The organism is Microbacterium sp. (genome assembly GCF_040394595.1).
In the GTDB taxonomy this organism is placed as follows: Bacteria; Actinomycetota; Actinomycetes; order Actinomycetales; family Microbacteriaceae; genus Microbacterium.
In genome coordinates, this window is record NZ_JBEBSA010000027.1 from 1 (window position 1) to 25837 (window position 25837).

At 70.1% G+C, this 25837-nt stretch carries 17 protein-coding genes; 11 read left to right on the top strand and 6 right to left on the bottom strand.

The window, feature by feature from the left end:
• From ABWO84_RS15395 to ABWO84_RS15420, 6 genes are all read left to right on the top strand, one after another.
• The coding region (locus ABWO84_RS15395) for an NADH-quinone oxidoreductase subunit K (protein WP_353116136.1) at positions 1–552 on the top strand (552 nt) is incomplete at its 5' end.
• Positions 549–2102, top strand: coding sequence for a Na+/H+ antiporter subunit D (locus ABWO84_RS15400; RefSeq protein WP_353116138.1), 1554 nt, complete (start codon positions 549–551; stop codon positions 2100–2102). The genes ABWO84_RS15395 and ABWO84_RS15400, both read left to right, overlap by 4 nt.
• Positions 2099–2692, top strand: coding sequence for a Na+/H+ antiporter subunit E (locus tag ABWO84_RS15405; protein WP_353116140.1), 594 nt, complete (start codon positions 2099–2101; stop codon positions 2690–2692). The genes ABWO84_RS15400 and ABWO84_RS15405 overlap by 4 nt, the downstream gene beginning before the upstream one ends.
• Complete coding sequence (locus ABWO84_RS15410) at positions 2689–2958, top strand: MrpF/PhaF family protein (protein ID WP_353116142.1); 270 nt, start codon at positions 2689–2691, stop codon at positions 2956–2958. Before ABWO84_RS15405 ends, ABWO84_RS15410 begins: the two co-directional genes overlap by 4 nt.
• Entirely contained in the window at positions 2955–3344 is a 390-nt protein-coding gene (gene mnhG / locus ABWO84_RS15415) for a monovalent cation/H(+) antiporter subunit G (RefSeq protein WP_353116144.1), read from the top strand. Before ABWO84_RS15410 ends, mnhG begins: the two co-directional genes overlap by 4 nt.
• Positions 3345–3466: 122 nt before the next feature.
• Positions 3467–4750 carry an FAD-dependent oxidoreductase gene (locus ABWO84_RS15420; RefSeq protein ID WP_353116146.1) on the top strand — a complete coding sequence of 428 codons (1284 nt, stop codon included), beginning with the start codon at positions 3467–3469 and terminating at the stop codon, positions 4748–4750.
• A gap of 29 nt (positions 4751–4779) precedes the next feature.
• Here the strand turns inward: ABWO84_RS15420 and ABWO84_RS15425 are convergent, their stop codons facing one another.
• The 3 genes from ABWO84_RS15425 to ABWO84_RS15435 all read right to left on the bottom strand — a co-directional run bounded on the left by ABWO84_RS15425 (position 4780) and on the right by ABWO84_RS15435 (position 11636).
• Positions 4780–6618 (bottom strand): DUF8769 domain-containing protein, encoded by a 1839-nt coding sequence (locus tag ABWO84_RS15425; protein ID WP_353116148.1) that lies wholly within the window; start codon positions 6616–6618, stop codon positions 4780–4782.
• 52 nt (positions 6619–6670) lie between these two features.
• Positions 6671–10414: an Ig-like domain-containing protein gene (locus ABWO84_RS15430; RefSeq protein WP_353116150.1), complete on the bottom strand. Its 3744-nt coding sequence runs from the start codon at positions 10412–10414 to the stop codon at positions 6671–6673.
• Positions 10415–10568: 154 nt separating this feature from the next.
• Positions 10569–11636 carry a LacI family DNA-binding transcriptional regulator gene (locus tag ABWO84_RS15435; RefSeq protein ID WP_353116152.1) on the bottom strand — a complete coding sequence of 356 codons (1068 nt, stop codon included), beginning with the start codon at positions 11634–11636 and terminating at the stop codon, positions 10569–10571.
• Between the two features lie 191 nt (positions 11637–11827).
• Between ABWO84_RS15435 and ABWO84_RS15440 the strand changes: the two genes are divergently transcribed.
• The 5 genes from ABWO84_RS15440 (at position 11828) to ABWO84_RS15460 (ending at position 20184) form a co-directional block, all read left to right on the top strand.
• Positions 11828–13198, top strand: coding sequence for an ABC transporter substrate-binding protein (locus ABWO84_RS15440; protein WP_353116154.1), 1371 nt, complete (start codon positions 11828–11830; stop codon positions 13196–13198).
• A gap of 69 nt (positions 13199–13267) precedes the next feature.
• Positions 13268–14230: a carbohydrate ABC transporter permease gene (locus ABWO84_RS15445; RefSeq protein ID WP_353116156.1), complete on the top strand. Its 963-nt coding sequence runs from the start codon at positions 13268–13270 to the stop codon at positions 14228–14230.
• Entirely contained in the window at positions 14230–15210 is a 981-nt protein-coding gene (locus ABWO84_RS15450) for a carbohydrate ABC transporter permease (protein WP_353116158.1), read from the top strand. The genes ABWO84_RS15445 and ABWO84_RS15450 overlap by 1 nt, the downstream gene beginning before the upstream one ends.
• A 2-nt stretch (positions 15211–15212) precedes the next feature.
• Positions 15213–18413, top strand: coding sequence for a GH92 family glycosyl hydrolase (locus ABWO84_RS15455; RefSeq protein ID WP_353116160.1), 3201 nt, complete (start codon positions 15213–15215; stop codon positions 18411–18413).
• A gap of 16 nt (positions 18414–18429) precedes the next feature.
• Positions 18430–20184: a heparinase II/III domain-containing protein gene (locus tag ABWO84_RS15460; protein WP_353116162.1), complete on the top strand. Its 1755-nt coding sequence runs from the start codon at positions 18430–18432 to the stop codon at positions 20182–20184.
• Between the two features lie 192 nt (positions 20185–20376).
• Here ABWO84_RS15460 and ABWO84_RS15465 read toward each other — a convergent pair whose 3' ends face one another.
• The 3 genes from ABWO84_RS15465 to ABWO84_RS15475 form a co-directional block, all read right to left on the bottom strand.
• Entirely contained in the window at positions 20377–21132 is a 756-nt protein-coding gene (locus ABWO84_RS15465; protein ID WP_353116164.1) for an alpha/beta fold hydrolase, read from the bottom strand.
• Between the two features lie 44 nt (positions 21133–21176).
• Positions 21177–23822 (bottom strand): penicillin acylase family protein, encoded by a 2646-nt coding sequence (locus ABWO84_RS15470; protein WP_353116166.1) that lies wholly within the window; start codon positions 23820–23822, stop codon positions 21177–21179.
• A 105-nt stretch (positions 23823–23927) separates the two neighbouring features.
• The gene (locus ABWO84_RS15475) at positions 23928–25742 is read right to left on the bottom strand and encodes a YhgE/Pip family protein (RefSeq protein WP_353116168.1); all 1815 of its coding nucleotides are present in this window, start codon (positions 25740–25742) and stop codon (positions 23928–23930) included.
• Positions 25743–25837: the final 95 nt, after the last annotated feature.

Sequence of the window (25837 nt, forward strand, 5' to 3'; positions counted from 1 at the left end):
TTCGCCTGCGGCGTCTACGCGATGCTCGAGCGCAGCCTCACCCGCGTGCTCATCGGCTTCCTGCTGCTGGGCAACGCGACCAACCTGCTGCTGCTGATCGTGATGGGCCGGCCGGGCACGGCGCCGTTCTTCGGCGAGGAGGGCGACCTCAGCGATCCCCTGCCGCAGGCGCTCACCCTCACCGCGATCGTGATCACCTTCGCCGTCTCCGCCTTCCTGCTCGCCCTGATCTACCGTTCGTGGCAGCTGGGTCAGGCCGACATCGTCGCGGACGACGAAGAGGACATCGCGCTGCGCGAGCGCGCGGTCGCCGACGAGGACGTGATGGACGACGAGACGGACACCGCCGACGAGGACGCCACCACCGACTTCGTCGGTGTGCAGACCGCACCGATCACCGTGCTCCACATGCGCGACAACCCTGCGATCCACGACGACGCCCCGGTCGACAGGCCGCTGAGCTCCTCCGCGTCGTCCCTCCCCGCCGGCTCCGCGCCGTCCGGCGAGGACGCCGGAGGCCCCGACGGTCCGGACGAGGGAGGACGCGCATGAGCACGCTCGTCCCGCTGATCGTCGCCCTCCCGCTGCTCGGCGCCGCCATCACGCTCGTCTTCGGGCGCAGCCCCAGGCTGCAGATGCTCGTGTCGGCCGGCACGCTGGCATCCGTCTCGGTGATCGCCGCGATCCTGCTCGTCGTCGTCGACGCGGACAAGCCCTTCGCGGTCTCGGTGGGCGGATGGCCGATGCCGTTCGGCATCGTGCTCTACGTCGACAGGTTCGCGGCCCTGCTGGTGCTGATCTCCAGCATCGTGCTGCTCGCCGTGCTGCTCTTCTCGATCGGCCAGGGCGCCGCCGACGGCGTCGAGGAGACGCCGATCTCGATCTTCAACCCGTCGTACCTCATCCTCGCCGCGGGCATCTTCAACGCGTTCATCGCGGGTGACCTCTTCAACCTCTACGTCGGGTTCGAGATCCTGCTCGTCGCCTCCTACGTGCTGATCACGCTCGGCAGCACCGAGTCCCGCATCCGCACGGGGTCGGTGTACATCGTCGTCTCACTGGTGTCGTCGATCCTCTTCCTCGCCGCCATCGCGATGATCTACGGCGCGGTCGGAACCGTGAACATGGCGCAGATCGCGGAGCGCGTGGCCCAGCTGCCGCAGGAGACGCAGCTCGTGCTGCATCTGATGCTCGTGATCGCGTTCGGCATCAAGGCCGCGATCTTCCCGGTGTCGTTCTGGCTGCCCGACTCCTACCCGACCGCGCCCGCGCCGGTCACCGCGGTCTTCGCGGGCCTGCTCACCAAGGTCGGCGTCTACGCGCTGATCCGCACCGAGACCCAGCTGTTCGCGCAGAACAGCATCGACACGCTGCTGCTCATCGTGGCACTCGCGACCATGATCGTGGGGGTGCTCGGCGCGGTCGCGCAGGCCGAGCTCAAGAGGATCCTCTCGTTCACCCTGGTGAGTCACGTCGGCTACATGATCTTCGGCCTCGCGATCGCGACGCCGGCGGGTGTCGGGGCAACCGTGTACTACATCGTCCACCACATCGTGGTGCAGACGACCCTCTTCCTCGCGGTGGGGCTGATCGAGCGGAAGGCCGGAAGCACCTCCATCCTGCGGGTGAAGGGGCTGATGAAGGCGGCGCCCCTGCTCGCGGTGCTGTACTTCGTGCCGGCGATCAACCTCGGCGGTCTCCCGCCGTTCTCGGGATTCATCGGCAAGATGGGGCTGTTCGAGGCGGCCGCGCAGGTGGGCACGCCGCTGATGATCGTGCTGATCGGCGGCGGCATCCTCACCTCCCTCCTCACGCTGTACGCCCTCATGCGCGCGTGGAACCTCGCCTTCTGGCGCGAGGAGGACGACGCCGCCGAGATCGAGGGGCGTGTCGGGTACCTGGGCAACGCCCCCGCCGCCGACGAGCAGCAGGAGACCCGCCGCATCCCGGCGATCATGACGATCGCGACCGGCGGGATGGTGGCCGTGACTCTGGCGCTGACCGTCTTCGCCGGCCCGCTCTACGCTCTGTGCGACCGGATCGGTCACGGTCTCCTCCAGCCCGTGAACCTCGTGCAGCTGGAGAGCGAGGCCGACGGATGAGCCCCGACGCGACGCCCCGCAGCATCCTCCGCGACATCTGGACGCAGCTGCCCTTCCTCGCCTGGCTGGTGGTGCTCTGGATGCTGCTCTGGCACCAGTTCACCCCGCTCGCCTTCGTGACCGGCTTGCTCGTGGCGGTGTTCGTCACCCGCGTCTTCCGCCTGCCGACGGTCGAGCTCTCCGGACGCGTCAACCTCTGGTACGCCTTCCTGTTCGTGGTGCAGTTCCTCTGGGCGGTGCTGCTCGGCGCGCTCAGCGTGACCGTTCAGGTGCTCGACTTCCGCAGGCAGCCGGGCGCGGCGATCATCGCGGTGCCGCTCCGCTACGCCGACGACCTCGTGATGACGCACGTCGCCGTCACCTCGTCGCTCATCCCCGGATCGCTGGTGGTGGAGGCCGACCGCGACCGCGGCATCCTCTATCTGCATGTGATCGGCGTGCGCGACATGGACGACGTCGAGGAGGTGCGGGCCGAGGTGCTGCGCTGGGAGCGCCGGATCGTGCGGGCGCTCGGCAGCCCCGCGCAGTATCGTGCCCTGCGGGACGACGAGCGCGCCGAGGCGGACGCCGGGAAGGAGTCCGGACGATGAACGTGCTGCTGACGATCATCATGGTGATCTTCGGGATCGCCGCGATCCTCACGGTGATCCGCATCGTGCGCGGCCCCTCGATCCTCGATCGCGCGGTCGCGAGCGACGTGCTGCTCACCGAGGTGATGTGCGTGCTGGGCGCCGAGATGGCGATCAACGGGCACACCCGCAACATCCCGGTGCTGCTGGTCATCGCGATGATCGGCGTCTTCGGCACGATCGCCGTCGCCAGATACGTCGCTCGCAGGGACGGGAACGCATCATGAAGGTCCTCGATGTGGTGATCCCCGATGCCGCGATCGACATCGTGGTCGTGGTGCTCGTGCTCTGCGGCGCGCTGCTCTGCCTGTCCGCGGCGATCGGTCTGCTGCGGCTGCGCGACGTCCCGACGCGACTGCATGCCGCGACCAAGCCGCAGGTGCTCGGGCTGCTGCTGATCTGCATCGCGATCGCGCTCTCCCAGCGCAGCGTGGAGGGGACCCTGCTCGGGCTGCTGCTGGTGGCGCCGGTGGTGCTCATGCAGTTCGCGACCGCTCCGCTCTCGGCGCACATGGTCGGGCGGCAGGCGTACCGCAACGGCAGCGTGCACGAGCGCTCGATGGTGGTCGACGAGTACGCCGACTCCAAGCGCACCCCTCCCGGCGCCGGCTGACCGGCGGTCTTTCCGGGCATCGGAGCGCGAAAATGCATCCCGGGAGGCCGTTTCCGGTGGCATATCGCGCACCGAAGAAAGGTGGGATAGCGGTTTCCCAACGGGAGGCATAGAGTTGTCCCGTGGCTGATTCGCACGTTTCAATCCCTGATGCCGATGTGCTCGTCGTGGGCGGCGGACCCGCCGGGGTCAGCGCGGCCGTGCAGGCCGCGCGGGCGGGCGCCCGCACGGTCCTGATCGAGAAGAACGGGATGCTGGGCGGCACGACGACCACCGCCGGCATCAACTTCCCGGGTCTGTTCCACGCCTGGGGAGAACAGGTCATCGCGGGGATCGGCTGGGAGATGGTGCGCGCCACCATGGAGCTCGAAGGCGCGGAACTGCCCGACTTCTCCCGCACCGACCTCCCGCACTGGCGGCTGCAACTGCGCGTGAACGCTCCGCTCTACGCGGCGATCCAGAGCGAGACCGTCGCGGCCTCCGGCGCGGAGCTGCATCTGCACACGATGCTCGCCGGTCTCCGCTGGAGCGACGGCGGCTGGGATGCCACCCTTGCAGGCAAGGACGGTCTGCGCCGGCTGAGGGCCACGCGGGTCGTGGACTGCTCCGGCGACGCGGACGCCGTCGGCCTCGCCGGTCTCACGCGCCTGCGGAACGACGCCAAGCAGCCGGGCACCATGGCGATCCTGCTCGCCGGATACGACCCCGATGCGCTCGACTACGACGTCTTGAACGAGGAGTTCGACCGCGCGATCGCCGAGGGCCGCATCCTGCCCAGCGATTTCGGCGCGCACGGTCGCGTGCTGGAGCCCTTCCTGCGGAAGTGGGGCGACAACGCCATCCATCTCACGGGGATCGACGGTTCGACCTCGGTCGGCCGCACCGAGGCGGAGTCCGCCGGTCGCTCGGCGCTGCTGCGCATCTTCCGCTTCCTCAAGCCCCTGCCGGGTCTCGCCGATCTCACCGTGTCGTACGGGGCGACCGAGGTCGGCATCCGTGAGACCTGCACGATCGACGGCATCCGCAGGCTCACCGGGGCGGACTACCTCAGCGGGGAGATCTGGGATGACGCGGTGTGCTTCAGCTACTACCCGATCGACATCCACCGCCCGGACGGCAACGGCGTCGCGAAGACCTACCTCGCTGAGGGCAGGGTCGCGACCATCCCGCTGTCGGCGATGATCCCGAGGGAGAACCGGAACATCGTCGTCGCGGGGCGCTGCGTCGCCGGCGACCAGGAGGCGAACTCCGCCTATCGCGTGCAGGCGAGCTCCATGGCGACGGGACAGGCGGCCGGCGCCGCCGCGGCGATCGCCGCCGCGCGGGGAGCGGCGATCGACGAGGTGCCGCTCGACGACCTGCGGGCGCTGCTGCGCCGGCACGGGGCGATCGTCCCCGGGGCCTGAGGGCGCGCCGAGCGATCTCGGCGCCGCGGTCAGCGGATGCGACGCGCGAGCGCGTGATCGCGATGGGTGCCGACGGCCGTCCTCGCGGAGAGGGCGAGATCGCCGAGCGTGAGCCGGATCGTGTCCCCGCTCCTCGTGGCGGTCGCCTCCGGGCCGGGCGCGGCTCCGGACGCCGACATGCGCAGGGAGCCCGCGGCGAAAGCGGTCCCGAGCTCGCTGAGGACGAGCTTCTCGGGCGTCTCGAGTTCGAGCCACACCACCTCGATCACGACCGTGCCGTCGGCCGCGCGCGTCACCCGTGCGGCGGGCCTCCGCTCTCGGAAGCCCGCCGCAGCGAGTGCCCAGTCCCACTGCACGGCGGGCGTCCGCACAGCCACGGTGCGGCCCTCGGTGCGGGCTCCCGCCGCCAGCGGGATCCCGTCGACCAGCACCGCCGCGGCGCTGTCGACGCCCGCGAACGCGAAGCGAACGAGTAGTCGTGTCGTCGTGCGCGACTCCCCGGGACGGATGCCGTCGAGGTGGATGTGCTCATCGCCGCCCGGGCACGCCAGCCCGAAGCTCCACAGCGCCGTCCCGTCGCGCTGCGCGGAGCTGAAGACGCCCGACGAGAAGGCATGGTCATCACGGATGACCTCCGCGGTCACCGAGCGCATCGGCGTCAAGAGATCGAGCGGATCGTCCCCCGGCTCCGCCCAGAATCCGAGGAGCGGGCGCCGTTGCATCCAGGTGTCGCTGTGCGCGATCGTCCCGAGCGTGCGGGGACCGTCGAACCAGGTCGTGCCGACGGCGGGGAGCGTGACGGCCTCGCGTCCGCGGACGTCCGCGGCGGAGACCCCGGCGAACTCCTCGTCGAGGTGATGGACCTGCGAGAACGTCTCGACCGTCGTCCCGTCGGGGGTGGCGGACAGGCGGGGGAGGAGATCGTCGGGGATGCGGTACTCGATCACCGCATCGTGCGCGAGGCCGAGTGCGGGCTGGATGTCGGACGGGGCGGCGATCGTCCAGTGCTCGGGGTCGACTCGCTGCAGGATCATGCGCACCCCCTGCGGGCGCAGGATCCCCTTGTCGCGGCGGATGTCCGTGTCGTAGCAGCGCGCCATCGGGCCGGACAGCCGCCCGGTGCCGGGATGCCAGCGGGCGAGGAAGTGCTCCCAGGCCAGCCGCTCGAGCGCCGTAGCCTGCGCCGCTGCGCCCACGTCGCCTGCATACTGGCGGATCTCCGTCACGGCCTGCAGCACCACGTGCCAATAGGTGGGGGAGTTGTACTCCGCGAACGTGCGTCCCTCCTGCAGCCGCGCGTGCAGACGGTCGAGATGACTCCTGGCCCGCTGTGCGAGCCGTTCATCGGCCAACAGCTCGCCGGCGGCGAGCAGCACGAACGCGCCCTTCGATGCGACGTTCGTGTAGTCGATGTCGACGTCGCGGCGGATGATCGACTCCGCCGCCCTGCGCAGCCCCGCTCGGGCGGCTTCGGCGATCTCCGGCGTCAGCGTGGCGCCATGGCGGTAGAGCACGAGCGCGATGAGCTCGCCGATGAAGTCCGCCCAGTTCCAGTCCGGGGGCGACATCTCGCTGAGCGGCTCCTCCGCCCAGTACGGCCAGACGCCGTAGGTCGCGCTGTCCGGATCGGCGTCCTGCAGCCGAAGCACGGCGTTCATCACGCGCTCGCCGCGGCTCTTCCGGCCGGCTTCGAACAGCGCGAGCGCGTAATACATGCCATCGCGGACGAAGTGCGCCTCGCCGCTGATGATCCTGGTGTGGATCGGATTGTGGGGCGCCGGCACCAGGACCAGATCCCAGTCCGGGTCGTAGGCGGCGTCGCCCGCGGCGACGGACGCGGAGATCTGCGCGGCGGTCAGCTCGTTCATGTCCTCGGTTCCCTCACGTGTCCGTCGTCCTCTCCGGTGCGCCGCGCCGGCGTCAGCAGACGCCGGCGTCCTTCCACGGGTCGCCGGTGCCCGGCTCGTCCCCGCGGGTCCACCACCGGGCCGTCCAGCGATGCCCGGCGTGGACGACGGCGGCACCGGCCGAGTAGATGCCGGAGGTCGTCCAGGCGGCGCCGTCTCCCGCGGCGCAGGAGGTCGGCGCGCCTTCCTCGGCCCACGCTCCGTCGTCCTTCGCACCGGGCACCTCCTTGGCGCCCGCCGCCCACTGCGCGACGTACACGGCGCCGTCGCGGCTGACCCGGGCGCCGGCGGAGTAGCTCACCGCGGTCCAGACAGGCGGCAGTACGCGCAGCCTGTGGGTCGCTGCGACCTTCGGGTCCGCCGTCGTCGTCGCCGTGATCATGACGCTTCCTTCGTGGACGGCGTGCACCGCGCCGGCGGCGTCGACCGTCGCGACGGCGGGATCGGACGACGTCCAGGTCACGTCCTGAGCCGCGGCCGAGGGGGCGACGGTGGCGGTCAGGGCGAGCTCGCCACCGGCGGCGACGGTCCCACCGCCGGCCACCTCGACGGAGGTCGGTGCCGGAACCTCGGGGATCGCGGCATCCGCGAACATGAGGGGCAGATGCTGGGTGACGTCCTTGGTCTTCCCGATCCCGGAACCCCATTCGACGTAGCCCATGCGCACGCCGCCCGCCGCATCGTTCACGAGGAACGAGTAGGAGAACCCGTCGGATGCCGCGGCGACGCCGATCTGCGCCCAGGTCAGCGGCACGGTGTAGGTCGTGGTCCCCGCGGCATCGTCGCGTACGACCTTCGTGCCGGGGAGGTCGACGGGAGCGGCCGGTGAGGAGAACCGGTACGTTCCGACGCCGGAGGCCAGCAGCGCAACACCGTACTCGACCCGCGGGCCGTTCTGCTCGGGCATGCCCGGGGCGAACGAGATCTGGATGGAGTCGCCGTTGTAGAGCTGGGACGCCGCGCCCGCCGGGTCGTGCGCGGGGTCGGTGATGACCGCGTGCAGCACGATGCCGTCCCCGGTGCGGCCGACCCACATGGTGCCGCCGACGGACGGCTCGGTCTCGTTGGAGAGCTGGACGAATGTCCCGGTGCGGTCCAGGTCGGCGACGGTGTGCTCCGATCCCTCCGGTGCGACGGGAGCGAAGGTCGTCCGGCCGGTGACCGTGCGCACCACGCCGTCCGAGAACGACACCGTGGTCGAGTAGTCGTACGGCGTCCACTCCGTGTAGCCCTTGACGTCGAAGGTCAGCTGCTCGGTGGAGCCGGGAGCGATGGTCACGCTATCCGATGTGCCTCCGTTCAGGTCGCCCGCCTTCCAGGCCAGGTCGTCGATCACGAGCGGGGTCTGGGCGCTGCGGTTCTCGACGGTCACGATCAGCTGCGCTGTGCCGGTCTTGACGGCGAAGCGCGGCTTCGCCGTCACCGTCGCCTGATTGTCGACGACCTTCACCGGTGCATCGATGTGCGCGACGGGGGAACCGGATCGCTCGACGTCGATTCCGATCTTCGTGTCGCCGACGGCATCGAACGCCGGCACTGCGAGGGTGGCCGACGTCAGCTTGCCCGGCCGGGAGGGAACCCGCACCTGCGTCGACGCGGTGCGGAAGGTGACGACGTCGGTCGACGCATGCGGGCGGGCGGTGTTGTCGACGCTCACCGTGACGCCGAAGCCCTCGGCGAGGGAGACGACGCTCGGCGTCGCGGCGGAGAAGCTCGCCGCGAGCGGCGAGGTCACCGAGGTGACCCCGCCGCCCGAGACGTACACCGGCTGGTCGCCGAGGGTGAGCTCGACAACGCCGTTCTCCGGGGTGTAGGTGGTGCTCGCACCGTACATCGACGTCACGGTGATGTCGTGGTCGGCATGCACGTGCGCGGTGCGCCCCGTCGGGGACCACAGCACCCAGGTCGGACCGGCGCCGCCCGTGTACTCGTACGCGTATGTCCCGGTCTCGGTGTCACCGGGACCGACATACGTCAGGCCGTCCAGCATCCTGCTCAGCACCGCATAGGCGACATAGCCCCGCTTCGGCGCGAGCGACGTCAGCCCGTCGCCTCCGTTGCGGAGCATCCCGAACCGATGCTCTCGGCTTGCATCGTCGGTGCCGTCCTCGACCAGGTCGTACACGAACATCCGGTCGGTCCCGGCGGCCTGCAGCAGGACAGACCCTCGCACGAGATACTTCGCCTGCTCGGCGTCGGTGTTGATCCCGGTCGCCGTCGACCAGCCGAACTCCGTCATCCACAGCGGCTTGTCCTTGCCATCGTTGTAGTCGCGGATCAGCTGCGCCAGCTGGGCCTGCTTCTTCTCGCTGCGGCCCTCGGGCGCGTTCGGATAGTCGTAGGTGTGCACCGAGACGGCGTCGAGGTAGTCCAGCCCGCCGAGCTCGAACAGGCGTGTGTACCAGGGCAGGTCGATCCCGGCGAGGGCCGGTCCGATGACGGTGGCACCGGGCGCGGCCGCCTTGATGGCGGTGTAGGTCGGCTTGAGCAGCTGGATGTAGCAGTCGGCCGTGCGACCGCACAGGCCGTCGTTGAAGCCGATGTTGTACTCGTTGTAGACCTCGTAGTCGACCGTGGCCCCGTAGTGCGCCGCGACGGCGGACGCGTAGGCGGCGAACCCCGCGATGCCCTCCGGCGTCGACGGGGTGAGGTTTCCGTCGTAGAACTTGTTCCGGTAGTCGAGGATCAGCAGCGGGCGGGTGCCCTGGTCGATGATCGCCTGGATCTTCGCGTCGCGGGCGGCGTCGAAGGTGTACTGGCCCTTGGCCTGCTCGACGCTGGACCAGCTGAGGTCGAAGCGCGCGCTCGCGGCGCCGAGCTTGCCGAACACGTCCGCCTGCCCGACCTTGGTCTGCAGATGGTCCGAGACGGCGAACGCGGTGTCGAACGTGTCGTCGCGGTCGCCGAGGACGGCGAAGGAGGTGGTGCGCGTGAGCGCGCCGCCGTCGACGGAGAGCTCCAGGTCGTAGTACCCGTTGCCCAGACCCGTGAAGCCGAGCGTCGCGGTACCCCCTGTGGTGGGGGCGTCGCCGGAGTCGAGTGTGGTGCCGGCGGCGTCCGACAGCGTCCACTGCACGGAGGCCCGGTTGCTGGCGACCTTGATGTCCGCGCCGGCGTCGTCGAAGAGCATCACCGGGGTCGTCACCGACAGGGTCGGGTCGGTCTCCGCCGGGGCGGAGGTGTACTGCTCGAAGCCCCCGTTGAGGACCAGGTTCTCGGTCGTGCCCTGCTTGACGATGGACAGGTCGTCGACCCAGTAGGTGCCGGTGTTCTGCTGGATGATGCGGTAGTTGATGGCGGTCTGGGTGTCCGTCGTCGTGTAGGTCCACGTCGTCCGGGTCCAGTCGTAGGTGCCGCCGGGGAAGGTCTGTCGGACGGTCCAGTCGGGGCTCAGCACGAACTGCATGGTGCCCGTCGTCGGGACGCTCTGCGCCTTCACCCACGCCGAGAACTCGTAGGTGGTGGAAGGCGTCACAGGGACGGTCTGGAGCAGGCCGCCGTAGACGTTCGCGGCCTTGGGCGTGGTGTCGACGAGCTTCAGCGATGCGGAGCCGCTGTGGACGGTCGCGGTGTCGGCGGTGCTGGTGACGTCGGCGCCGCCGTTGATGTACGCCTTCCACGAGGAGAAGGTGTCGGACTCGGCGGTGCCGGCGGTCGCCGACAGCGGGGTGAGGAGTGATGCGGCGACGGCGGCGATCCCCAGCAGCGCGGTCCAGCGGCTGCGCGTCCCGGGGTGGCTCGGCGGATGGTGTTCCATGTGTACTCCCTCGTACGTGACGCGGCCCGGGGCCCCGGAATCAACTGATCCAACGGTTTCCCAGATGACGAGCACTGACGCTAGCAGCGCTCCAGAGCGTTAAGCAAGGGGCAATGGAAGAAGATGCGAAAGCGTTTGATCAGATCATGCGGGCTCAGAGCAGGTGGTCGATCACCGCGAGCACGTCGTCCGTGCTGCTGCGAGGGGCGTCCCCCGCGGGGCTCACCGTGGTGCGCCCGACGTACAGCGTCGGGGTGATCGTGCTGGTCCCGGTGTCGGCGGCCGTGGACGGATCGATGAGGAACTCGGCCGCCGTGCTCCCGAGTCCGGTCAGGTCGGGGTCGATCGTGGTGAGGAACTCGCTCCGGCGCCACTTCGGCTCCTGCAGGAAGTGGTCGTGTCCCATCAGCGCCACGTCCTCGGGGACGCGGACGCCGCGGGACCGGAGCGCGGCGAACGCGCCGTACGCGATCGGGTCGTTGGCGCAGAAGATCGCGTCGATCTCGGTGTCGCCGTCGAGCAGCTCCGTCGCGGCGCGGAAGCCCCACTCCTTGGACCAGTCCCCGGCGAGAGGGGCCCCGGTCGCGGGCTGCAGCCCGGCTTCGGCCAGAGCCTCGAGGAAACCGCGGGAGCGCTCGGCGGAGCCGTACTCGCTGCCCTCGGTGATGTGCGCGATCTTCGTGCGCCCGAGCGAGAGCAGATGCTCGGCCGCGATGCGGCCGGCCGCGCGGTCGTCCGGGAGGAAGGCGCGATCGGTGGCGGCGTCCGAGGTGCAGAACGCGTAGGCGACGGGGCAGGAGATCTCATGGGTGATCGACGGGTAGGGGTAGTCGGGCCCCGAGCCGATCACGAGGACGGCGTCGACGCGCCTGGCGTCGAGGGCGCGCACCTGCTGGCTGCGCAGGCGGCGATCCTCCTGGGCGTCCAGGATGAGCGTCGCGAGGCCGGCGGCGGCGAGCCGTCGTTCGGCGCCGCGCAGCACCATGCTCGAGAAGATCTCCGAGGCGTCCTCGATGAGGATGCCCACGAGCTCGCTCTGCCCGCTGGCGAAGGAGCGGGCCAGCGCGTTGGGGCGGAAGTCCAGGCGTTCGGCGGTCTCGCGCACCCGCGCCCTGGTCTCCTCGGAGGCCCGCCCGGTGCCGTTGAGCACCTTGGATGCCGTCGAGAGCGATACCCCCGCGGCAGCCGCCACGTCCGCCAGTGTGGTCGCCTTGCGCGCCATGCGTCCTCCCGAGCTCCGGTGTCGCGGACAAGTCTACCGGTTTCCCACGCTGATCTGGGGAGCAGGTATCTCCCTACATGAGCCTGGTTGACAAGAGAAGAAACGATGTGCATTCTGAATCAGGTCAAGCGTTTTCCCAACTTTCGCATCCGCCTGGCCATCCCCCTCGCGACTCGTACGAAGGAGTATCCATGTTGCAGCACGCCACGCGCATCGCCGCCGGCCTGACGGCCGTCGGCATCGCGGCGGTCGCACTGACCGCCTGTTCGACCGACACCGCCGACGAAGGCTCGCCCGGCGAGAAGGTCACCATCACCGTCGCCGGCTACCCGCCCAGCGACAAGCCCGACAGCCGGAAGATCTGGGACGACCGCATCAAGCTGTTCGAGTCCGAGCACCCGGACATCACCATCGAGCCCTCGGAGACCACCTGGGATCCGACCACGTTCTCCGCCCTCGTCGCCGGAGGCACCCTGCCGATCCAGATGAACGTGCCCTACACGAACATCCGCCAGCTCGCTGCGAACGGCCTGGCATACGACATCTCCTCGCTTGTCGAGGGGGACAAGACTCTCGCCGAGCTCAACCCCGACGTGCAGGCCCAGGCGAAGACCGGCGACAAGACCTACGGCATCGTCAGCGCCGCCTACACGCTCGGGCTCGTCTACAACCGGGCGCTGTACGAGAAGGCCGGTCTCGACCCGGACACGCCCCCGAAGACCTGGGACGAAGTGGCGGCCAACGCCGAGGCGATCACCAAGGCGACAGGGCAGACCGGCTTCTCCCTCGCCACGACGCAGAACTCCGGTGGCTGGCTGCTCACCGGAATGAGCTACGGGTTCGGCAGCCTCATCCAGAACGAGAAGGGCGACGAGGCGAAGGTCGACAGCAAGGGACCGCAGGCCGCGCTCCAGTTCCTGCACGACGTGCGCTGGAACGACGACGCCGCCGGATCGAACTTCCTGATGACCCAGGACGACATGCGCTCCGCGGTCGCCGCGGGCCAGGTGGGGCAGACGGTCCTCGGCGCCGACGTCTACAACGACCTCGTCGGCAACCGGGGCATGAAGGGCGCAGACCTCGGAATCACGGGGCTCCCGCAGTCCGAAGCCGGTCTGGGCACGCTCGGTGGCGGAACGATCCAGATCGTATCCCCGAAGGCCACGAAGGCGCAGGCGGAGGCGGCGGTCGAGTGGATCAAGTTCACGTATCTGCGGTCCTACACCGACAAGGACTTCGCCGTGAAGACCGCGAAGGCCAGGTCGGAGGAGGGGCAGCCCGTCGGCGCGCCGATGCTCCCCGTGTTCAACCAGGAGCAGTACGACACCTATCTCGGCTGGATCTCGGACTACGTCGACGTCGACCAGAAGCAGTTCGCCCCGTACTTCGACAGCCTCTCGCGGCTCAAGATCGTGCCGGAGCCGCTGACGGCCGCGCAGGAGACCTACGCGCTGCTCGACTCCGCCGTGCAGAAGGTGCTCACCGAAAAGGGCACGGACATCCCGTCGACCCTGAAGCAGGCGAACGCCGCGTCGCAGGCGCTGATCGACCAGGCGCAGTAGGCGCCGTACACAGGAACGATCGCGGGGCGGGCGCTCGCGCCCGCCCCGCCCACGACCGAAGGAGGGATGATGACCTTGACCGGTGAGACGCGTCCGATGGAGATCGGGGACGCGGTGCCGGCGACCGCCGCGGCGGCGCCCAGGCACCGCAACCGGTTCCGGAGGTGGGTGCGCAAGGGCGGGCCGGGGATGCTGCTGTTCGCCCTGCCGATGATCGTCTCCTTCGGCGTGTTCGGCTGGTGGCCGATCCTGCGCAGCCTGCTGCTCAGCGTGCAGAAGACCAACTTCGTCGGCCCGGCCGAATGGGTGGGGCTCGACAACTTCGCGCGCGTGCTCGCCGACCCCCTGCTCGGCACCGCCGTGCTCAACACGGTCTGGTACACCGTGCTCGCGATGATCATCGGCTTCCCCCTCCCGGTGCTGCTCGCGGTCTTCATCGCCGAGCTGCGCCGCACCAGGACGATCGCGAGCGTCTTCGCCTACATCCCGGTCATCCTGCCGCCGGTCGTCTCGGTGCTGCTGTGGAAGCAGTTCTACAACCCCTCGTCGAACGGCCTGTTCAACACGGTGCTCGGATGGCTGGGGCTCGATCCGCTGCCATGGCTGCAGAACTCCCTCATGGCGATGCCGTCCATCGTCGTGCAGGCCACCTGGGCCGGGTTCGGCGGCACCGTGATCATCTACCTGGCGGCGCTCATGGCGGTTCCCCCGGAGCTGTACGAGGCCGCCGAGGTCGACGGAGCACGGGTCCTGCGCCGGTTCTGGCACATCACCCTGCCGCAGCTGCGCACGGTCATCCTGTTCATGCTCCTGTTGCAGGTGATCGGCACGTTCCAGGTCTTCACCGAGCCGTACGTCATGACCGGCGGCGGACCGGACAACTCCACCACCACGATCCTGATGCTGATCTTCCGGTATGCGTTCATCTCCAGCGACTACGGCAAGGCCACGGCGCTGAGCCTCATGCTCGCGGTGTTCCTGTGCCTGCTTTCCGCCGTGTATCTGTGGCTGACCAGGAAGTGGGCCAAGTGATGAGCGACACCAGAGCGGTCGTCCTCGCCCCCGAGGCGCCGAGCGCGCAGAGTCGCCGCCGCGAAGCACGGAGGCAGGCCCGGCATGACCGCGAGGCGGCGCTCGCCGAGCGCACGCTGCTGTCCGCCGCCGAGCGCGCCCGCCCGCGCACCCGGCTCACGCTCACGGCCCTCGCGGTCATCGTGCTGGCGTTCCTCGCGGTCATCGCCGTCGGGCCCGTGCTGTGGCTCGCCAAGTCGGCCGTGTCCACCACGAACGACACCGTGTCGCAGCCGTTCGCGCTCTGGCCGAGCGGCATCCAGTGGGAGAACCTCGCCGAGGCCTGGACCCGCATCGACATCGGCCAGTACCTCCTCAACACGGTGTGGGTCGCGGGCGGGAACTGGTTCTTCGGACTGCTCGTCGCCCTCACCGGCGGCTACGTGCTCGCGATCCTGCGTCCGAAGTACGCGAAGTTCCTCGAGGGGGCCGTCCTCGCGACCCTCTTCATCCCCGGTGTGATCTCCCTCGTCTCGCTGTACTTGACGGTCCTCAGCCTGCCGTTGATCCAGGTGAACCTCGTCAACACGTACTGGGCGGTGTGGCTGCCGGCCTCCGCGCATGCGTTCAACGTGCTGCTCATGCGCAACTTCTTCGCGCAGCTGCCCAGCGAGGTGTTCGAGGCGGCGAAGGTCGACGGCGCCGGAGCGATGACCGTCTTCCGGCGGATCGTGCTGCCGATGTCGAAGCCGATCATCGGCGTGGTGTCGCTGCTTACCCTGGTCGGCGCCTGGAAGGAGTTCATGTGGCCGCTGCTCGTGCTGCCGGATCCGAAGCTGCAGCCGCTGTCGGTCGGTCTCTACAAGGTCTCCTCGAGCGCGGAGATCAGTCTGCTCATGGCGGGCATGTTCATCTCGGTGATCATCCCGATCGTGCTGTTCCTGGTCTTCCAGCGGCAGTTCCTGCGCAGCGCCGGCCAGTCCGGGGCGATCAAGGGCTGACGATGCAGGAAGCGATCATCGACGGCGAGCCCGGGGCTCCCGCCGCCTCCCCCGCGCGCGGCCTGACGGACGCCGGGGCCGTCCGATACCGGCTGTCGGACGCGGATGCCGATGGCATGGTCACCGTGCCGCTGCGAGAAGTCGACATCGAGGTCGAGCGGGGCCACGTGCTCAGCTACTCCGTCTTCCCCGAGCTGCAGGGCGGCGCCGCCGAGGTGCGCCGAGGCTCCGCCTTCGCGGCGACGGCCGTCGCCGTGGAGCTGCAGCTCGACGACGGATCGATCGCGAGGGACCTCGTCGACCAGGCGGGGTATGCCGCGGACGTCGAAGGGCAGTGGTCGTCCCGAGCCCTCACCTGCGACCAGTGGAACTTCCGTCGGATCGACCTCGATCCGATCGCGGGACGGCGCATCACCGGCATCGGGCTGCGCGCCTTCTCGGCCGGGGCCGGGGAGGGAACCGCCGCCGGAGCCGGAGGGTGGGTCAGCGACGTCCGCATCGACCGGGAGGCCCCCTCGGCGCCACGATCCCCGGTCGACCTCGTCGACACGCGCCGCGGCACCCACTCCGCGGAACACGCGTCGAGGGGCAACACGATCCCCGCGGTCTCGGTGCCGCACGGCTTCACCTTCGCGATCCCCGTCACCGATGCCGGGTCGCACTCCTGGCCCTACGTCTACCGCTCCGGTTCCGCACCCGAGCTCCAGGCGCTCGCCACCTCGCACGCGCCGAGCCCGTGGATGGGTGACCGCGGTGTGGTGCAGATCATGCCGACGGCGCGGGGCGCGGCGGCATCCGGCGATCGCGCGGAGCGCGCGCTCGCCTTCACGCATGACGCGGAGCACGCGGCTCCCCACCTCTGGACGGCGGAGCTCGCCGGTGGCATCCGGGCGGAGCTGTCCGCGACCGATCGTGTGCTCGTCGCGAGATTCGCGCTGCCCGCCGGCGGCGGTTTCGTGATCGATCAGCTCGACGACGACGGCCGGCTCGTGCACCACCCCGATGATCGGCGGGTGCCCTTCACCGGCTGGACCGACTCCTTCCATCGCCCCGCGGCTGCGCAGGCCCCGAGGATGTACTTCGCGATCGCCGTCGACCGTCCGTTGTCCGCGGTGAGGGCGGGCACCGCGCCCGGGCGTGAGCGGGTCTCCGCCTCGGTGGGCGTCGAAGGCCCCGGCCCGGTCGAGGTGCGCATCGCGACCTCCTTCCTCGGGATCGATCAGGCCAGGGCGACGCTCGCGCAGGAGGCCTCCTTCGCACGCGGATTCGACGAGATCGCGGCGGCGAACCGCGAACGGTGGAAGCCGCTGCTCGAGCTGGTGACCGTCGAGGGCACTCCCGCGCAGCGGGCCGAGATCGCCTCGGACCTGTACCGGATGTTCCTGTACCCCAACGACGCGAGCGAGAACGCGGGCTCGGCGGACGCCGCGCGGTGGGTGCACGCCGACGTCGCGAACGCCCCGACGACCGCGCACGGCGAGGGGAGCACCGGATGCGCGGTGCGTCCGGGGCGCTCCTACGTGAACAACGGCTTCTGGGACACCTATCGCACGGTCTGGCCGGCCTACTCCCTGCTGATGCCGGAGCGGGCGGTCGCTCTGCTGGACGGGTTCCTGGAGCACTACCGGGCGGCAGGCTGGATGGAGCGGTGGTCGGCGCCGGGGCCGGCCGATGCGATGGTCGGCACGAGCAGCGACATCGTGATCGCGGACGCCGTCGCCGCGGGAGTCGTGATCGCTGCGCTCGAGGAGGCCTACGATTCCGCCCTGCGCAACGCGACCACGCGCTCCTTCCGCTCCGAGGTGGGACGCGCCGAGAGCGCCACGGGGTTCTTCCGCGGCTACGTGTCGACCGCGACGCCGGAGGGGCTCAGCTGGACCCTGGAGGGTGCGGTCAACGACTTCGGCATCGCCGTGCTGGCGAGGCGGTTGGCGGCCGATGCGCAGCATCCGAGGCACGAGGAGTTCACCGCCGGGGCGCGGTACTTCGCCTCACGGGCCGCGTCGTACCTCGCGCTGTTCGACAGCGACCGCGGGTTCTTCGTCGGACGGGACGGCGATGGGCGGTTTCGCGCGGACTTCGACCCCGCGGTCTGGGGCGGCGACTACACGGAGACGAACGCCTGGGGCATGCGCTTCAGCGTGCCGCACGACGGCAACGGGCTCGCCACGCTGCTCGGCGGGCCGGACGCGCTGGAGGCCGCCCTCGACGCGTACTTCGCCACGCCGGAGACCGGGACCGCCGACGTGCAGGGCGACTATGGGCGGATCATCCACGAGATGACCGAGGCGCGGGATCTCCGGATGGGCATGTACGGCCTCTCGAACCAGCCGGCGCACCACATCCCGTTCATGTACGCGTTCACCCGCGCACCCCACAAGGCCGATGCGGTCGTGCGGGAGAGCGTGCGGCGCATGTTCCTCGGCTCCGAGATCGGCCAGGGGTTCCCCGGCGACGAGGACAATGGCGAGATGGCCGCCTGGCATCTGTTCGCGAGCGTGGGACTGTACCCGCTCACCCCGGGGTCCGGGGAGTACCTGATCACCTCGCCGTCGGTCTCCCGCGCCGAGCTCCGCCCGGTCGGCGGCGGACGCACGGTCGTCTCCGCGCCGGCGCTCACCCACCGGAACGTGCACATCCAAGCCGTGCGCGTCGACGGCGAGGCCTGGCGGCGCGCGTCGATCCCGATCGGGATGCTGCGACGCGGTGTCACGATCGAGATCGACCTCGGACCGGAGCCCGTGGCCTGGGCGGAGGAGGGTCCGTTCTCGATGTCGGCTCCCGGCAGCCTGCCGGAGCGGCTGACGGACAGGCTGCCGGCGTCGGCAGGCATCGCCTTCGACGACTCCTCGGACACGGGGATCGTGCTCTCACCGGGCGAGAGCGTCTCGACCGCCGTGACAGAACCCGTCGCAGGTGCGCTGTACACCGTGACGATCGGTGCTGCCGGGGAGGCCGGCTGGCGCCTGGAGGGGCTCGTCGGAGGTGAGTGGGTGCTGCTCGACGAGCGTCACGGAGAAGCGTTCCGCTGGGACGTGCAGACCCGACCGTTCGAGCTGCGTTCGGAGGTCGTGGTCGAGGCGGTGCGGATCACCGCGCTGGACGCCCGTGTCGACCTGCGCCAGCTGGAACTGCTGGCCCCCTCCCGCCTGCCGGCGGGATCGTCCCGTTCCCACAGCCATGGCCATACATTCACACCGTGATGATCGGAGCATCCTGATGACGCAGACCACCCTGGACGGCGGGTCTCTCGACGCCGTGTTCGCCGACGGCCGCGACCCGCGACGGTGGCGTGAGCCCATCCGCAACCGTCGGATCGCCGCGCGGGCGCAGGAGGTCATCGACCGTGCGCGTGCCGAGGCCGGCACGCCGATCCTCTCCCCGGGGTTCCGGGTGCACCAGCGATACGACGTGGACGGCGACCGCACCGAGCACAGCGGTGTCTACTTCGGCATCCGCCGTCGGCTCTACGCCGCGGTGATCGGGGCGCTGCTCAGCGAGGAGGTGCCGATCGCAGCCGTCGAAGACCTCGTCTGGGCGATCTGCGACGAGTACACGTGGGCGCTGCCCGCGCACATCCCGGAGCTCTCCTCCCCGCATCCCGAAGTGCCGCACGACGAGATCATCGACCTGTTCTCCGCCGAGACGGCCTTCGCGCTGTCGGAGGCCATCGTGCTCCTCGGCGAGCGGCTGCATCCGCTGGTCGTCGCCAGGGCGCATCGCGAGATCGAGAGGCGGGTGCTCACCCCGTTCCGGGACCGTCCGTGGTTCTGGGAGACGGTCGAGACGAACTGGGCAGCCGTGTGCGCGGCGGGCGTCGGCATCGCCGCCATCTACCTGGAGACCGACGGGCTGGTCGGTATCCTCGACCGGTGCACGGCGGCGATGGACGCGCTGCTGGCGGGCTACGGCGACGACGGGATCTGCGTCGAGGGGCTGAACTACTGGGACTACGGCTTCGGTCACTTCGCGTACTACGCCGAGGCGCTGCGCCAGCGAACCGGAACGGACCTGTGGTCGGGTCGCGATCGTGAGAAGCTCGCCGCCATCGCACGCTATCCCCGCGATGTCACGCTCGGCGGCCGGGCGGTGGCCGCCTTCTCGGACGCCGAGCCGTACGGCACGGTCAACCCCGCGCTCGCGGCGCTCGTCGAGGGCCGCGATCCGTCCCACGCGGTGCCCCGCGACCTCTGGTCGGGGGAGAGATGGGATCACAACTGGGGGCCCACGGTCCGCCAGTTCGTCTGGGCCCGCGACCTCTCCGACGAGGTGCCCGCCGCGGGATCCTCCGCCGACTGGTTCGCCGACGCCGGATGGCTCGTGGCCCGCGAGGTGCGCGAGGCCCTCGACATCGGCTTCGCGGCGAAGGCGGGGCACAACGACGAGCCGCACAATCACAACGATCTCGGCTCGTTCGTGTTCGCCGTGAACGGGGAACCCCTGCTGAGCGAGCTGGGGATGGGATTCTACGACGGGTTCTACTTCCTGCCCGAGTCCCGGTACGACAATCTCTCCGCCGGGTCGCAGGGGCACAGTGTGCCGATCGTGGCCGGCACGCGGCAGCACCGCGGACGCGCCGCTGCCGCCGTCGTGCAGGACGTGTCCGTCGAGGACCGTCGCCTGATGCTCGATCTGACCTCGGCGTACGACCGGCCCGGGCTGCGACGGGTGGCGCGCGCATTCGCCTTCGCCGACGGGACGCTGACGATCGACGACGACGTCGCGGCCGACGAGCCGATCGAGGTCGTCGACCGGCTCGTCTCGCTGTTCCCGATCGAGCTGGCCGAATCGGGCGTGCTGATCCGCGGTGAGCGCGGCGCACTGCGCGTGACCTGGTCCGAGGGATGGACGCCGCGCCTCGGGAGTGCGGGATTCCGCACGCACTCCGGTGACGAGGCCACGGCGTACTTCCTCGATCTGGTACGCGTCGCGCCCTCTGCGCAGTGCACCATCATCGCGACGCCCATCCTCTGAGCCCAGGAGGCCCCGCGGCGCGACCCCTTCGGCGGCGCGACCCCTTCGGCGGCGCGACCCCCTTCGGCGGCGCGACCCCTTCGGCGGCGCGACCCCCTTCGGCGGCGCGTCCGGGCCTCGGAGCGCGAAAGCGCATCCCGGGAGGCCCTTTCCGGTGGCATATCGCGCACCGAAAAGCGTGGGGGACGGGGCTCAGCGGGCGAAGGACAGGATCGCGTCGGCGGCGGGCGCCACGTCGCTGATGAGGGTCCCGTGGCCGTGGTCGGGGATCTCCACGCAGGTCGCATCGGGGATCAGGGAGACGATCCTCTCGCACCAGGACGCCGGCGCGAGAGGATCCCGGTCGCCGCGGAGCACCAGCGTCGGGCAGGCGATCCGGCGGTAAGCCTCCTCCGGGCGGTGCACCAGCGTTGCCCGGATCTTCCTGCGCAGGTGCGGACCGCCCCGCAGATACTCCCGTCCACCGCGCCATAGCACCTCGGGCTTCTCGCCGAGCAGGTCGGACAGCAGCCGCAGGGCCTGCACCACCGGGCGTCGAGCACCGTCGTCGACGGTCGGGCCCGCGAGCACGAGGCGCGCGACCGCGTCCGGATGCCGGGCGGCCAGCTCGGCCGCGATCTGGCTGCCCATCGAGTGACCGATCACCGTGGCGCCGGCGATCCCGCGGTCGCGGAGGAAGGCCGCGACGAGATCGGCGTGACGTTCCATGGTCAGGGTGCGTACCGGTTCCGGAGCCTCGCCGAAGCCCGGGAGGTCGATCCCGATCACCTGGCCCGTCAACCGCTCGGCGAGCGGCGCGAACACGCTGCGTCCCATCCCGATGCCGTGCAGCAGCACGAACGGACCGCCGCCGGAGCCGAAGTCCTCCGCCACCAGCGCGGCGCCGCCGTACGCGAATTCCTCGACGCGGGAGGCGACCCCTTCGGGCGCGAGCAGACGTTCCGGCACGCCGCGAATCTATCCGATCCGGCCGTGCGGCGGCTGAACGCGGCTCACTTCCCGGGCTTCAGGGACAGCGTGTCGACGGTCGCCGCCTTCACCGCCTTCGTGCTGAACGGCCAGGGACGCTGCACGCCCGCCGCCCAGTCCTCCGTCTGGTCGGTGTAGTGCTCGTCGAAGGCGTGGCCGCTGGCCCCCGTGAGGTGGATCCACGTCGACTGGTCGAAGTCTGCGAGGTCGATGACCATCCGCATCGACGGCACGGTGGTCGTCGCATACGACTCGCCGAGGATCCATCCGGTCGCGTTCACGATCGAGGATCCGCCGCTCACCGGATACGGACCGCGGTTGAACAGCGCCTCGATCGGGGCGATGCCGGACTCCCCGAACGTCGAGCTCGTGAGGGTGATCGCGTGCAGCGAGCCCCAGTTCCAGCGGGCCGGGTCGGAGCCCTGCACGCCGCTGAGCTCGGTGTACGCCTGCTCGGCCGACTTCGTCAGCATCTCGTCCATCGTCTTCACGCCGATGCGGTCGTTGACCCAGAGCGGATCCTCCGGGTTCTCGAGCATCTTCCCGACCACGGTGAACAGCCGGCCCTGGTCGCTGAGGGGCATCGGCACCTCGCGCTCGGCGAACACGTTCTTCGCGAGGTTCGACCACAGCACGTTCGCGTAGGCCGCGGCCGGCGAGTCCGCCTTGTTCTGCGCATCCCACGTGCGCAGCAGCTCGACGGCCGCCTTCGGCCCGTCACCCTTGACCTTCACGTTCTCCATCGCGATCGCGAGCTGCTTGCCGATCCACATCTCGTCGTCCATCTGGATGTCGCGCAGGTCCTGGGCCACCAGGGGGCCCGCCGCCGCGGCGCGCTCGATGAGGTGCGCGATCCGCCCCGCCCGGTAGCCGTAGTCCCAGTCGCGCGAGAGGAAATACGGATACCGGTCGTCGACGATCGCGTTGTTCGCGGTGACGATGTACCCCTCGGCGGGGTTGTACGACACCGGCAGCTTCTCGAAGGGGATGTAGCCCGCCCAGTCGTAGGCGCTCAGCCATCCCGGCTGCGGCAGCCATCCGTCGCCGGCGCCGCGGATGGGCAGGCGGCCGGGGGCCTGATAGCCGATGTTGCCCTCGGTGTCCGCGTAGATGAGGTTCTGCGCGGGGACGTCGAAGAGCGACGCCGCCTGCCGGAACTCCCCGAAGTCCTTCGCCGTCGACAGCGCGAAGATCGCGCTCGCCGTCGTGCCCGGGTCGAGCGCGGTCCAGCGCAGGCTCACCGCGTATTCGCCGGTCGCGGGCGCGCCCAGCTGCGGGCCGTCGGCGACCGATCCGCCGGACGTCAGCCTCCCGTTCTCGAGCGCGGGCTTCTTCGCCAGCGCGGTGAAGTCCTCCGTGAGCCCCGAGATGATCGGCCCGTGCACCGTGGATCGGATCGTGAGGTCGATGTCCTTGCCTCCGGCGACCTTGATCTTCTCCTTGCGCACGTCGAGCGGCACCAGGGCGCCGTCGCGCCAATACTTGTCACCCTCGACCTTCTCAATGTAAAGGTCGGTGACATCGGTGGTGAGGTTGGTGAATCCCCAGGCGATCTTGGCGTTGTGCCCGATCACGATGCCGGGGAGCCCGGAGAAGGAGTATCCGCTCACGTCGAACGGGCAGGCGTCCGACACCGTCGAGCAGCGCAGCTGCACCTGGTACCAGACGGAGGGGAGCGCCGCTCCGAGGTGGGGGTCGTTCGCGAGCAGCGGCTTGCCGCTCTTGGTGAGCTTGCCCGAGACGACCCAGGAGTTCGATCCGATGCCCTCGCCGGCATCGCCGATCATCATGCTGGCCGCCTCGACGACGTTCGACGCCTGCTTCCACTCGACCGTCGCGAGCGCCTGCGAGGCCTCCGCGCCCGAGGAGCCCGTGAAGGACGCCGGAGCGGCGTTCGTGTCGTCCGTGACCGAGAACTGGGTGATCTTCGGAACGATGACCGGGTTCCGGTCGAACGGATACCCCGGGTAGACCGATCCGAGCGTCTGCGCGGACACCGCGGGGTCGAGCTTCGCGGCGAGCAGCGCGCGGTCGGTCTCGTCCTCGACGTTCGTCCTGAGATCCCATGCCATGGCCTTCAGCCACGCCACCGAGTCGGCGGGCTGCCACGGCTCGGGCTCGTAGCCGGGGTTCTGGAGGCCCAGCACCGCGTACTCGAGCGACAGGTCCGCGCCCTTGTGCGCCGAGAGGTAGGCGTTCACGCCCTTGGCGTAGGCCTCGTAGTATCCGCGCGTGGTGTCGTCGAGCTTCGCGACCTCCTCCTCGGCGACCTTCCGCCAGCCCAGGGTGCGCAGGAACGCATCCGTCCCCGCCTGCGACGGGCCGAACATCTCGGCCACCCGCCCGGCGGTGACGTGGCGCCGGAAGTCCATCTCGAAGAAGCGGTCCTGCGCGTGCACGTACCCCTCGGTGAAGAACAGGTCGTCCGTCGAGTCGGCGGTGATCGTCGGGATGCCGCGATCGTCGCGCTGCACCGACACCTGCGCCTTCAGCCCCTTCACCGTCAGCTCCCCCGAGGTCTGCGGGAAGGAGCGCTGGATGGTCCAGGTGAGGAAGAAGGCCGCCGCGGTCGCGATCACCAGCAGCGCGGCGATCACGATGAAGGCGATCTTCCCGATCCGGCCGGCGATCGACGGGCGCGGGGCGGTGTTCGTGGAATCTGACGTCATCAGCAGGGACTCCCGTGTGAAGCGGTCTGGGACCGAGTCCCAGGAAACGAGGTACGCGTTACGGGGGCCGCGTCCTCGAATCCTATCCAGATCCGCGACCGGGCGTCACCCGATCAGGCTGGGCTGCAGGTCGCGCAGCGTGCGTTTGTGCGTCATCCTCGTCACGCCGATCATCGCGAGCAGCAGCGCGCCGAGCAGCCACAGGGCGAGCACGGCGAGATCGAGCCAGGCCCTGCCCGTGTCGCCGCCGGCGTACATGAGCTGCCGCATCGCGTCGACGACGTACCCGAGGGGCAGTACATGGTGCAGCGCGCCGAGGGGTTGCGGAAGGGTCTGCCAGGGGAAGGTGCCGCCCGCCGTGACGAGCTGCAGCACCATCAGCACGAGGCCGATGAACTGCCCGACCGATCCGAGCCACACGTTGAGCGCGAGGATGATCGCGGCGAACGTCGCGGAGCCGAACATCATCACGCCGAGCGTGCCCGCCGGGTTGTGGAAGGTGAAGCCCAGGGCGATCGAGAGCACCCCGAGAAGTCCGAGCATCTGCAGGGCGCCGAACATCGCCGGGGTCAGCCAGCCCGCCAGGGTGATCCGGATCGGAGAGTGCAGCGCGGTGACGGCGCGGCGGGAGATCGGCTTGACGATGAGGAACAGCGCGTAGATGCCGATCCACGCGGCCAGCGCTGCGAAGAACGGTGCGAGGCCGGCACCGTAGTGCTCGGCGGAGGCGACCTTCTCGCTCGACACCTTCACCGGGTCGGCGATCACGTCGGACTGCTTCTGCCGCAGGTCGGCCGTCGATGCCGGGATCCGCTCGACCCCGGAGGCGAGACCGTCGCGCAGCTTCGCCGTGCCGTCGCGGAGAGTGGCGAGTCCGCTCCGGAGCGTTCCCGCCCCGTCCCGGGCGGAGGCGGCCCCGGATGCCGCGGACGAGGCGCCGGCGGCCAGCTGCTGCGCGCTCGAGGCGAGGGTCGCCGAGCCGGCGGCGAGCGTGTCGACCTGCCGCGCGGCGCTCTGCACCGAGGCGTTGCCCTCGCGCAGGCGCTGGGCGAGGGGATCGAGGGCGGTGAGCACGTCGTTCACCTCGGCCGGCGTGAGGCCCTGCTGGGCGAGCCGGTCGGCGATCGCGCTCCGCACCTGCGGGAGCGCATCGGTCGCCCGCTGCACCGCGGAGGCCGCGGCGTCGGCCTTGTCGGCCAGCTGGCGGTTACCGCCGCTGACCTGCTGGGCTCCGGAGGCCAGGCGCGCGGCACCGTCGGCGAGCTTCGCCGTCCCGTCGGCGAGCTGCGCGGTGCCCGCGGCGAGCTTGCCGGAGCCGTCGACCGCGGAGGCCGCGCCGTCGACGAGCTTCGTCGCGCCGTTCGCGGCGTCGCCGAGGTTGCCCCGCACGTCGCTGAGCGCGGTGAGCAGGGTCTCGGCGGCCTGGGAGCCGACCATCTTCGCGACCGAGGCGCGGATCTTCTCCACGGCCTGGCTGCCGATCGACGAGGCGAGGTAGTTGTTCGCGTCGTTCGTCTCCAGCTCGATCTGCGCGCGGTGGGGATCCTCACCCGCGGCGGAGGTCAGCGCCTCGGAGAACGTGGAGGGAATGGTCACGGTGAAGTCGACCGAGCCCTCCTTGAGCGCCTGCACCGCGTCGTTCGCATCCATCACCCGCCAGTCGAAGGCCTTGCCCTCGAGGAGGTTCTTTGCGACGTCCTCGCCGTAGTTCTTCTCCTTGCCGTTGAGGGTCGCGCCGTGGTCGTCGACCACCAGGGCGACCGGGACCTCCGCGAACTTGCCGTAGGGGTCCTGGTTCGCCCAGAGGTACAGGCCTCCGTAGAGGATCGGGACGCACATCAGCGCGATCAGGGCGACCACGGCCATGGGGGTAGCGGTGAGCCGCCGCAGCTCGGCGGCGATCATCGAGGGCACCTTCATCGGTCTGCCTCCTCGTCGGGTACCGTGCGCGGGGGGTCGGCCGGGTCTGGGGTTGCGGTCGTGCGCGGGGGGTCGGCCGGGTCTGGGGTTGCGGT